This is a genomic window from Bacteroides sp. (assembly GCF_030151085.1).
Lineage (GTDB): Bacteria > Bacteroidota > Bacteroidia > Bacteroidales > Bacteroidaceae > Bacteroides.
This window is the reverse complement of record NZ_JASLER010000054.1, coordinates 24,007-36,703: the sequence shown is the minus strand read 5'-3', so window position 1 is coordinate 36,703 and position 12,697 is coordinate 24,007. Positions and strand designations below refer to the sequence as shown.

At 39.0% G+C, this 12,697-nt stretch carries 5 protein-coding genes; 3 read left to right on the top strand and 2 right to left on the bottom strand.

Going from position 1 to position 12,697, the window contains the following annotated elements:
- Positions 1 to 266: 266 nt before the first annotated feature.
- Positions 267 to 4,187 carry an ATP-binding protein gene (locus tag Q1W14_RS10615; RefSeq protein WP_300701379.1) on the bottom strand — a complete coding sequence of 1,307 codons (3,921 nt, stop codon included), beginning with the start codon at positions 4,185 to 4,187 and terminating at the stop codon, positions 267 to 269.
- Between the two features lie 4 nt (positions 4,188 to 4,191).
- A complete protein-coding gene (locus Q1W14_RS10610; protein WP_300701378.1) occupies positions 4,192 to 5,190 on the bottom strand; it encodes a nucleoside hydrolase in 999 nt (332 codons plus the stop codon).
- A 214-nt stretch (positions 5,191 to 5,404) separates the two neighbouring features.
- On the opposite strand from Q1W14_RS10610, the gene Q1W14_RS10605 reads away from it, so the two are divergent.
- The 3 genes from Q1W14_RS10605 to Q1W14_RS10595 all read left to right on the top strand — a co-directional run bounded on the left by Q1W14_RS10605 (position 5,405) and on the right by Q1W14_RS10595 (position 12,537).
- A complete protein-coding gene (locus Q1W14_RS10605) occupies positions 5,405 to 8,482 on the top strand; it encodes a TonB-dependent receptor (protein WP_300701377.1) in 3,078 nt (1,025 codons plus the stop codon).
- A gap of 18 nt (positions 8,483 to 8,500) precedes the next feature.
- Entirely contained in the window at positions 8,501 to 10,054 is a 1,554-nt protein-coding gene (locus Q1W14_RS10600; RefSeq protein ID WP_300701376.1) for a RagB/SusD family nutrient uptake outer membrane protein, read from the top strand.
- Between the two features lie 80 nt (positions 10,055 to 10,134).
- Complete coding sequence (locus Q1W14_RS10595) at positions 10,135 to 12,537, top strand: glycoside hydrolase family 2 TIM barrel-domain containing protein (RefSeq protein WP_300701375.1); 2,403 nt, start codon at positions 10,135 to 10,137, stop codon at positions 12,535 to 12,537.
- The last annotated feature ends 160 nt before the right edge of the window (positions 12,538 to 12,697 follow it).

Below are 12,697 nucleotides of genomic sequence, written 5' to 3'. Positions count from 1 at the left end.
ATTCATTTCAGACATCCCTTTTTTAAATCTAAGCTTGAGATAAGTGTGTATAACGGGAAAGAATTTGAACCTGCCCGGAATACCTTCTGAAGAGTGCATTTCTCCGGCACCGGGGAACGAGGGGTTCGGCACCGAGGAACACTGCCTCCGACACCGGGGAATCCCATCCTTCCCGGTGGCAACTTTTTTAGATAAGCACAACGATGTGCCATTCTCATTTAATTTAATATCATTCAGTAATGATCATTGCTTATGTCGAATTCAGGTTAGTTATTATTTTGTTTTTTCAAGTCTCTAAAGTTTTTAGGTGTTTCATTGTATACTTCTTTAAAGCACTTAATGAAATAATGAGCCTGATTAAACCCCGTCAGATAAGCAATTTCTGCGACGGACAGATCGCTCTTAATTAGTAATTCTGAGGCTTTGCGAAGTCTGATAGCCCGTATAAACTGGTTGGGAGACTGCCCGATAAGCATCTTGAACTTCTTGTGAAGAACAGTCTTGCTAATATTCATTGCTACAGAAAATTCTTCGATATTGAAGTCTGCTTTTTCCAGATTCTCTTCAATCACCTTCATAGCTTGTTGCAAAAATACTTCTTTGGAGTTAAATTCAATATCATCACTATCTTTGGCAATTAAGCTTTTCAGTAGTAATTCCTTTCTCCTTTGACGTGTATTCAGAATATTCATGATTTGATTAATCAAGGCCTCTGTGTCAAAAGGCTTTTTGATGTAAATATCGACTCCCTCTTTGTAGCCCCTCCGCTCATCTTCAGAGGAAGTCTTGGCAGTCAGTAAGATTACAAATATATCAGCATAGAGAGAGTTCTCCTTTATCCGGCGGCAAAGCGTTAAGCCATCCATTCCGGGCATCATGATATCAGATATAACTATTTCGGGAAGATATTCATCGACGCATTTCAATGCTTCTTCGCCATTGGTAGCTGTTACTACACTGAAATAGTCAGCCAGCTTTCCCGAAAGATACTTCAATATTTGTTCATTATCTTCTACCAACAGAATGGTAGCACTATTTTCTATATTGGTGGTAGGCGTTTTAAGCTCTGTAATCATCAGTTCTGCTTGTTCAGCCTTTTCCAGCGGTAACTTGATGCAAAAAGTAGTACCCTGCCCAGGTTGTGAGTCAATAGTAACCTCACCGTTCATGATCGAAACGAACTTCTTTACGACATAAAGTCCTATCCCTAGTCCGTTAGGGGTGTTTTCTTGATTGTACTGTGGTTCACGGTAGAATTTATTGAATACATTGGCCTGATATAGTTGATTGATACCAGGTCCAGTATCTTTTACAAAAACAGACAACTGTTCTTCTGCATACTCCAATACTACAGAAACACTTCCGTTGTCTGGAGTGTATTTGATGGCATTGCTCAACAGATTATAGAGCACCCGTTCAAACTTAACACTATCTATTGATATATAGGTAGAGGGTACATTTGCCTGATAAGAAAGCTGAATGTTTTTGGAATGCGATAAATAATTGAATGCATTAACAATGATACGGCAGAACGAAACAATTTCTACCATCCTATTATTAATCTTTACTTCCGAGAACTCCACTCGTTTAAAGTCAAGTATAGTAGTAAACAGATCAGATAAGAAGGTAGCATTCTTTGTGATAATGCTTAACCTTTCATGTTGGATATCATCCTCTTTGGTTTCACGCAACATGTCATTTGCCGGTGCGAGGATGAGAGATAGCGGAGTAATCAAGTCATGCCCCAGACTCTCAAAGAAACTTTCTTTTTCCTTCAATAATTCTTCTTTCTGCCGGTTTTCCATTTCTTGAATCTTCTGTATGCTCTTTTTCCTGTAATGTCGGATGATTATGTATATAAGCATTGCAATGTTCAATAGAATGATTAAGAACAGAAAAAAATAAAATAATGATGTTTGCCACCAAGGAGGAGTTACTATGATAGACATGGACCAACAAGGTTTATTACCCGCTTCTTCGCTATACTTCATCAATTCCAGTGTATACGTGCCAGGATTGAGTTGTGAAAAAGTCAATGGAACGGATATATCAAGATATTGCCAAGTATCGGTGAACCCTTTCATTCGATACAAGTATCGGTTGCGGTAGTTGGCTTCACCTATTTCTGTAAAAGACAAAGATATCCATTTAGAAGTATAGGATAAAGTGATTGAAGGGATATATTCTGTGTTTTCTTTTAAAATAACCCGGTTGTCTATTGTATCTCCAACGTGTATTTTCTTATGATTTATTTCTAAATCAGTGAGTAAGAGTTTCGTTTTATCAAATTGCTGCAAAGCTTTCTCCACATCTACCGTCATCAATTGTTCTGTATTACCAAACAGAATATATTCTTTGCCCCCATACATGAATTTTTCAGCCGAAAGAATAGAAGAGTTTCCCCAATAACTGATATTAGGTTCACAGATTCGTTGTTCGCTACTAACGTAGCAAAACATCTTTTCTCCAATAAAGAACCAAAGATTATCATTAGCATCAAGAAGCAATGATTTGATAGCTCCTTGCGGTAGTGGATAGGTAGGAAATGCTGTAGATACTTGTAAGGAGTCGCTGCGCAGCTCCATTCTTAATAGGTTATTTGAAGTCCCTATCCACCAACATTTATTTCTTTTATCTTCTATGATGGAATATACTATCTCGTTATCTATCACTTTATCTTTCAATGTAACCTGATCGGAAGCATTAAAAATAGAGAGGCCGTTGTGCGAGGCTATAAACAACTGGTTATCTTGATAAGGAATGATAGCATTTATCCTGTCCCGACTAAAAGAATCATAATGAACATAATTCTTTATCTGTCGATTCTCTCTATCCAGACATACAGACATCAATCCGTTTTGTTTAGTACCAATCCATACCTTAGCATTACTTATATGGAAGGCAGTGATCTTTTCCAACTCATTATTTGCTACAAATTCTTTCCACTGAGTTTTTTGGTTCTGATTATCTTGAAAAGAATATAGTAAACCTATTCCGTCATGTCCTACTAAAGTAATATTATCATCCTGACTGATGGACAGAATATGGTCTTTGAACTTGTCATTACTCTTATAGCATTCTTTCTCAACTGATGTTCGCATATCGTAATGATACATACCATCTCCCAAAGTTCCTAATAGAATTTTATCATGTAATAAGGCTATTGAGGTAATAGGCGAATGAGCTTTTTGGATGGAAAGCAGCTGATTAATCCCTTGATCCGTAGGTGAGTATTTATAAAGTCCTTTCCCGTATGAGCCTATCCAAGTATTATCAAGGCTATCTTTATAAATAGCATTGATAAAAGTGGTGCCTAAATATTCGGTACCTGGCAACGGATATATCTTCCGTTCTTTCTTGTCATAGACTTTCAATCCCTCTCCCCAAGTACCAATTAAGAGCTTATTTTCTTCGCCTTCTATACGATATATAGGTACATTGCTATTATGTAACCTGATGGTTTGAGCTTTCTCGGGATGATTGGTCCAAATTAACTCATAGAGTGCATTGTCCCATGAAGAATAATAGAGTGTGTTTTTTTCTCCTGTATCATGTATTTCAGTGATTGTTTGATCTTTGGAACCTATGCCTGTCCATTCGTCCTTTCGAGAATCATACATGATAAGTCCGGTATAGGTACTTACCCATATATATCCTTCGGGCTTTTCTACAAAACTGGATACGATGGTTTTCCAATGACTTCGCTCTACTTTAAAACGAGTCCTTTCTTCGTTTTCAGGGGTCAACTTACAGACACCTTCTTCCCAACTCCCCAACCATATGTTATGTGCTGAGTCTTCAAATATTGAGATTATTCGATTAGGAATTGGTTCGGAGGTCCATTCGCTTAAGTGTACAAATTGATCTGTACGTGGGTTGTATATATCTACTCCTCCCGTTTTGAAACCAATCCAAAGTAATCCTTTTGAGTCAAGGAATAGTGTTTCTATATTGTTGTTCTTTAAACTATTAACTGTGTTCTTTCCTGATTTATAGACTTTGAAACGGTGTCCATCAAAACGGTTAAGACCATCTTCGGTAGCAATCCACATATAATGGTCATTCTCACAAATAGATGTGATTTCAGAACTTGACAATCCATCTGCCAAATCATAGTGCAGTAGTTTTTGGGCATTAGCGATATAGGTAAAACTAAAGCAGAATAAAACGAGTAAATATTTTCTCATAATCTTAGTATTTAGGGCAATGCATCATATATTTTTCAAGGAGAACTTCCATATCCTTTGCCGGACATGATTCTATTAAGCGAATATGCTTTCCTGCTTTCGCCGCCTCCCAAGTGTTATTACCTGTAGAATCTATGGAAATGGTGCCATGCTCGCCTATATAATAAGGTGTAATCCCCTTGATTGCCACCCAAACAGTTGCTTGATCCCAGCTCCATCTACCCTGTGGCTCACCTTGTGACATACTTAAGGCAAATACATCTTTTATAGGATTATTTTCTACCGGCATTTGACTTACTGAACGACCGGTTATAATATTATAGCCAATCTCAAATCCACAAAAAACTATTTCTGTAGGCCAATGCTCTGCGACAAATGAAGAAGAGGAAGCATCACAATAAATATTATACTCCCGTCCTTCAGGAAACATACCTGCCATAGATACCAATCGTTTCACTTTTCTTCTTACAAGTTCAGTTCCTGTTTCAGCTGAAACTTCATCTCCTTTTGATTGTAGTAGTTCTTTCAAATTAGAGAAAGCGCCAATCGTACAGATAGTAACACTGCTGTCGGGTTGTGTACACAGAGCAGAACGGTATATTTTGACTGCATCGGGTGCATCGGAAGATTTTGCTGTTCGATGAGTATACTTTTGAGGCAAGTCTTCGGTCCATTTTCTTTCATGCGGGCACTCCAATGTTACGGCATTTTTGCTTTTAGCTACTCCTAAAGAGATATTGGGACGATTAAAGAAAGTGTTGATAACTTCAATGCAGGGAACGGTCAATTCCGATTTATTAGAAGATACGGTAGCCAGTATATCCACATATCCGCTATCTGCTAGCGCATGCATTACTGCCATTGCTCCTACATCATCATAGTCGGGACCTAAGTCCGTATCTAAAATGAGCAGTACTTTATCATCTTGTTTAGTACTGGGAAAGCCACATCCATATAAGAAAAGTAACAGGAAAAAGTTAAAAAGCCAATTTAAGTTTGCCATAGTATTATAGGTATAATTCTAAAGTCAAAAGTAGAAAAAATAGCTTGTTCTCTGTCTTGCATAGCCAATTAAAAATAGAAAAATCGTACCGATTGATAACAAATTCCTGTTTTCTGTACTGAATATAGGAATTTGTTATTCATTTGCATTCTTGTGTTATCCTGTTTGCCATTAAACATAGACTTTTGTATCGATAACTATTAAATTCAATATTATGAATAAACAACATGCTTTGCAAAAACGAATCATCTTCGGATTGCTATTTCTTGGTGGAGTAACTCTCTCCTATGCATCAACAGAAAAAGATTCCGGATTGTCTGCATCAGCCATCACTCAACAAACCTCAACTGTAAAAGGTTCGGTGAAAGATGCTGCCGGTGAAGCAATCATCGGTGCTTCTGTTATGGTAGAAGGAACCACGAATGGTCTGATTACAAATGTAGACGGACACTTCTCTATTCAGGCCTCAGTAGGTCAGAATCTCATAATCTCTTATATAGGTTATGAATCACAAACAGTGAAAGTGACTCGGGCAAATCAACAGGTTAATATTATTCTGAAAGAAAGTTCGGAATTGATAGACGAAGTTGTGGTGGTAGCTTACGGTACGCAGAAAAAAGCAAATCTTACAGGAGCCGTAGCTTCCGTAAAAGTGAATGATATTAAAGATATTCCTGCATCTAATACATCAAGCTTGCTGCAAGGACGAATGAGTGGTGTTACGGTTAGTTCCTTTTCGGCACAACCCGGTGTTGAAGGAGATGTTGAAATCCGTATTCGTGGTATAAATACATTTGGTGACAGCAATCCGATGGTATTAATTGATGGCGTTGAGGGAAGTCTAAGTAGCATTGCTCCCAATGATATTGAAAACATATCTGTTTTAAAAGATGCCGCCTCGGCTTCTATTTATGGAGTTCGTGCTGCTAATGGCGTTGTCCTTATTACAACTAAACGCGGTAATGCGGATAAGAAGACATTATCTTATAGTGGTTCTTATGGTATTCAGAAGGCAACTATTCTACCTACTTATATCAATTCATGGGATTGGGCAACTCTCTATAATGAACAGAATGAGGCTATGGGAGATCCATCAACGAACTATACTCCCGAAATGATTCAGCAAATGAAAGACGGATCCAAACCTAATTTATTTGCCAACACCAGATGGTCTGATAAACTTTTCCAATCAGCACCTATCCAAACTCACCATTTGTCTATGTCGGGTGGGAATGAAAACTCACATTACATGGGCTCTATAGGATATGTAGGTCAAGATGGTATTATGAAAGGTACAAGTACCGACCGTTTTAATTTCCGTCTGAATGCGGATAGCAAGTTTATTGACATGATTACTCTAGGATTAAACGTTGCGGGAAATCATGAAGAAGTAGAAGAACCTACCATTGGTACTTACTATGTATTCGAACAGATGAAGTGGCATTCCCGTCCTTCGGTACCTTATCAATATAATAATGGTGAATGGGGCTTCGTAGATGGTAACGATAAAATGCAGCCTATCAAAAATCCAGCTTACGCTACTTCTGTAACTTCTAAAACAAAACACAGTCGTTTTGACGGTAAGGCATTCCTGGAGATAGAACCGATTAAAAACCTTTCTATCAAGACAAGTTTCGCTTATCAGTATAACCAATGGAACAGTGTAGGTTTTGATCCGGCATATATTCCGACCGACTCTTATGGTAAGCCCGTAGGTGGTAGTGGAAAGAATTATATGACTGATGCTTACTACACCGAAACTCAATGGATCAACGAGAATCTTATTACCTATCATTTTGCTGTAAATGGTCATGCTTTCAACTTTTTACTAGGACAATCCAACCAATACAATGATTTCCGTTCAACAACCGCATCCGGTGAAGATCTTCCTAGTAATAATCTTTCTGTACTGAATGGAGCTTTAAGCACTTCTGCGAAAGGAAATGCTGCTGAGGCTGCTTTAAGATCATTCTTCGGTCGTGTGAACTACAATTACAAGGATCGTTACTTAGCAGAATTCAACCTTCGTCGTGATGAGTCTTCCAGAATACCAAAGAAGAATCGTACTGGTTATTTTCCCTCAGTATCTGTAGGTTGGAATATTGCTCAAGAAGATTTCATGAAGAACGTTAATTTTATCAATCAATTGAAGTTGAGAGGTAGCTGGGGTAAACTGGGTAATCAGGAAATAGGTTACTATCCGTTTGCACAATATATTGGTTTGGGCAATAACTATGTATGGGGTGATAAAAAAGTTTCGGGTGTAGCTATCTCTTCCTTAGCCAATCCTGATATTAAATGGGAAACCACTGCCACTACAGATATAGGTATCGACGCCGCTTTCTTAAATAACAAGATTACCTTTACTGCCGATTATTTCTATAAAAAGACTTCTGATATTTTGCTACAATTGCCTATTCCGGGAATTGTGGGTATCTCTACCGAACCTTATGTAAATGCTGCATCCATAAAGAACGAAGGCTGGGAACTGGCATTAGGTTATAATGACCAATGGGGTGACTGGAAATTCGGTGCGAACATCAACCTCAGTAAGGTGAAAAATGAAATCCTGGATTTGCATGGTAAGGAATCCTGGATTAGCGATTGGTCTATCAATTTGGAAGGACATCCTATTAATTCATACTACGGTTATGTAGCCGACGGTTTATATCGTACACAAGCTGAGGTGGACGAAGCTAACGAAAAAAGCATACTCGGTGGTGGTGGCCTGAAGTTGGGTGATATTCGCTATAAAGACATCAGTGGTGCTGACGGTAAGCCTGATGGAGTTATTGATACTTACGACCGTACAGTGATTGGAAATCCATTTCCCGACTTTACTTATGGCTTTGGCTTGAATGCCGGATACAAAGGTTTTGATTTTTCTGCTTTCTTCCAAGGTGTAGCCGGTGTAGACCGTGTTGTAATGGATTATCCTACTATTTCGGGCAATGTTACTACCATCTTCCTGGACCGCTATTCCGAGAAAGCTAATCCTAATGGAAATTTCCCTCGTTTGGGTAATGGTGACTATAATAGTCAACCTTCTTCATTCTGGTTGAAAGACGCTTCTTATCTGCGTTTAAAAAATATTGAATTAGGCTATTCTTTTAAATCGGAGTGGATTCGTAAAGCTAGACTGGAGCGTCTCAGAATATATGTTTCGGCACAGAATCTCTTTACCATCACCGGCATTGACGATTACGATCCTGAAAAGTATGGTAGCGATACCCGTGGTCATGCTTATCCCAATGCCAAGACCTTCTCGGTCGGTTTAAATATTACATTATAATTTTAAATAAAGAAGATTATGAAAAAGATATATCATCTAATTATTCTGTCATTAGGCTTTTCCCTCTTTTCTTGTTCAGACTTCTTGGACCGCGAATCTTTGTCTGAATTGTCTAATGGTAATTTTTGGAATACAGAAGCCGATGCAACCAAAGCGTTGGTAGGTTGTTACGATGCCTTGCAGAGTGAAGGTAGCCTTGGATTTTGCTGGCCGGGTGGAAAGACTTGTAGTTTACGCGAATTGGAATTTGCAACAGATAATGGTTACTTTGCTTGGATTCCTTGGGTAGGTCCCGATGTAATTACAACTAATACCATGAGTCCTACTTCATCTGTTGCCGAAGGAGTATGGAATGCCTCTTATGCAGGTATTGCACGATGCAACAATGTCATCGAGAAAGTTCCGCAAATGCTTGAAGCTAATAAAATAAGTAAAGAAGCGGGTACCACCATTCTTTGTGAAGCTAAGTTTATCAGAGCTTTGTTCTATAATCATTTAACCAGTTTGTTCCGCGATGTTCCTAAAGTATTCAATGTATTGACTACTGAAACGAGCCAAGTGCCCAAGTCGCAAAAAATAGACATTATAAATGATATTATCAAAGATTTGAAAGACATTACAGCTGAAGGTATGCTGCCAGTCTCTGCCGATAGAGGCCGTGCTACCAGAGGTGCTGCATTGGGATTACTGACTCGTGTTTACTTATACAACGAGATGTATAAAGAGGCTGCTGAGGCTGCCCAGCAAGTTATTGGATTGAACCAATATGAGATAGATCCTAATTACAGTACTCTGTTTTCAGAAGCAGGCTGTGCTAGCAAGGAAATTGTTTTCGCTATTCGCTTTAAGAATACCGATCAATCAAATGGTGAAGGAGGTTTCTTGACTTATAACTATGGCTATCCGATGGAGTGGCAATTGCCTTATCCGAACTTAGCTAATGATTTCTACTGTAAAGATGGAAAGCCTATTACAGCTTCCGGTCTTTATGACCCTAACGATGATTCTACTCGCGACCCACGCTTAACGTATACTTTAATGACAAAGAACGGTGATTCTTATCAAGGAAAAGTAAGTGATGCTTGGTGGACTTGGAATAGCCCGTTCCAAATGTTCATGCGTAAGTATCAGAATCAACCGACAACCTGGGGACCCGATAATCAAGATATGTATGTCATTCGCTATGCTGATATATTGTTGATGCGTGCTGAGGCATTGGCTAAACAGAATACAGATAAAGATGAAATTATGTCGTTAGTAGACCAAGTTCGTCAACGTGCAGATGTTATGATGCCGAAAGTGAAAGATGCGGAAGGGACAAATCTCTCTTACGATGAGTTACTTAATGTAGTCAAGCACGAAAGAAGAGTTGAATTGGCTTTGGAAGGATGCAGATACTTTGATTTGATGCGTTGGAAAGAAATGGAGCAGGCTTACGCAAGATGTCGTGCAGATGGCGGTGCAGGTTCTCATATCTTCGATTCATCCAGAGGATATGTATGGCCTATTCCACAGAAGGAATTAGATAATAACAGAGCCTTGGTTCAAGCACCTGAATGGGGTGGTAAATAATTAAAATATATTCCAGATAAAGGCTGACCGGAAGAAAATCTTGTCTGAAAGTCGGCCTTTATTTTGCTAAAAATGAAATTATGAAAAGTATATACAGCCTGCTATTTGGGTTACTGATATTGGGATTGGTAAGTTGCAATGAAAAAGCAACTACGCTTCGTGAACAATCTTTTGATGAAGACTGGTTGTTTCATCGTGGTGATATAGCAGAAGGAGAAGGAACGGGTTTAGACGATTCGCAATGGCGTAAACTGAATCTTCCCCACGACTGGAGCATTGAAAATATTCCCGGAACAGATTCTCCTTTTGATGCCAATGCGGTTACCGAGGTCTCGGGAGGCTTTACTGTTGGTGGAACAGGATGGTATAGAAAGTATTTCTATATGGACGAAGCAGAAAAGGGAAAATGTATATTTGTTGCTTTCGATGGCATCTATATGAATGCTGACATTTGGGTGAATGGTAATCATGTAGCCAAGCATGTTTATGGCTATACAGCCTTTGAAGTGGATATAACAAATAACGTACGCTTTGGCGAAGAAAACTTGATTGCTGTTCGCGTAAAGAATGAAGGAATGAATAGCCGCTGGTATACTGGTTCTGGAATTTACAGACATACTCTCCTAAAGATAACTAGTCCATTGCATTTCGAGAACTGGGGTACATTTGTCACGACTCCCGTTGTTTCAGAAGACAAAGCAGAAGTGCAAATACAAAATAGTTTGATTAATAAGGAAAAGTTAACAGGAGAACTTTTAATACACACACAAATTTTAGATAAAGATAACCGTACAGTAGTTCAGAAGGAACAACAAATTACATTGAATGGTACTGAGAAGGTAAAAACTGAACAAACATTGGAAATCTCTTCACCACAATTATGGTCTGTTGATAGGCCCTATTTATATAAAGTAGTGAACCGACTGATGCAAGATAGTAAGATTATAGACGAAGAATCGATTTCAATAGGTGTACGCGATATTGCTTTCAGTGCTGAAAAAGGTTTTCAATTGAATGGAAAGACCATGAAACTCAAAGGTGGATGTATTCACCATGATAACGGTCTTTTAGGCTCAAAAGCTTTTGACCGTGCTGAAGAAAGAAAGATTGAATTGTTGAAAGCAGCTGGCTTTAATGCTTTGCGCTTGTCACATAATCCCCCATCAACAGCTCTGCTTAATGCCTGCGACCGTTTGGGTATGTTGGTCATTGATGAAGCATTTGATATGTGGCGTCACGGTCATTACAAAGGTGACTATGGAGACTATTTTGATGACTGCTGGCAAAGTGATATGCACAGCATGGTTGCCCGTGACCGTAATCACCCTTGTGTCATCATGTGGAGTATTGGCAATGAAATCAAAGACAAAGAAACAGTTGAAGTCGTAAATATATGCAAGGAACTGACTGCTTACGTAAAGACACTTGATGCCACCCGTCCCGTTACAGCCGGTGTTAATTCTATAGTCGATGCAACAGATGATTTTCTGAATACATTGGATGTTTGTGGCTATAATTACTGCCTGAACCGTTATGATTCGGATGCCAAACGCTGCCCCGAACGCATCATATACGCCTCAGAGTCATACGCTTCCCAAGCATACGAATACTGGAAAGGAGTAGAAGATCATTCATGGGTTATCGGTGATTTTATCTGGACTGCTTTCGACTATATCGGCGAAGCAAGTATCGGTTGGTGCGGCTATCCCCTTGACAAACGTATCTTCCCTTGGAACCATGCTAATTGCGGAGACTTGAATCTTTCAGGAGAACGCCGCCCGCAATCCTATTTGCGTGAAACGCTTTGGAGTGACAATCCGGTATCTCATATCGTTGTAACGCCCCCCAGTCCTTCTTTTCCTTTGAATCCTGATAAGGCAGATTGGAGTATATGGGATTTTCCTGATGTAGTAGACCATTGGAATTTCCCCGGATATGAAGGAAAGGAACTGATGGTATCTGTATATTCCAATTGTGAGCAAGTAGAGCTTTTCTTGAATGACAAATCCTTAGGAATGCAAACAAATACTGCCGACAAGAAGAATGTATTAGCTTGGAAAGTTTCTTACGCTTATGGAGTACTGAAAGCAATAAGCTACGACAAAAACGGAAAATCGTACGACACAACACTGGAAAGTTCTGGCAAAGTCGAAAAGATCAACCTATCAGCTGACAGAACGGAAATTATGGCCAATGGCAATGACTTAAGTTATATAACTGTAGAGTTGGTAGATCGTAAAGGTGTTCGTAACCAACTGGCAGAAGAATTGGTGGAATTCTCCATCGCAGGCGACGCTACCATCGAAGGAGTAGGCAATGCCAATCCGATGAGTGTGGAGAGTTTTGTTGCAAACAGACGGAAAACTTGGCGCGGAAGCAATTTATTGGTAATACGCTCCGGTAAATTACCCGGCAAGATTATAATAACAGCAAAAGTGCAGGGACTTCCTGCGGCAAGCGTTACGATTAATCAGAAAAGTTAGATAATATATAGCTTCTTTCGGTAAATGCGAAGTTTTAATAGCTGGTAATTGTAGCTAAATGTAAACAAATAGGAATTACTTAAAATATTCGAGTCCTTTTTTACTAAAAAACAGGCAACGTTTTAGTAAATCGTTCCCTAAGATTTAGTAAAATTCCACT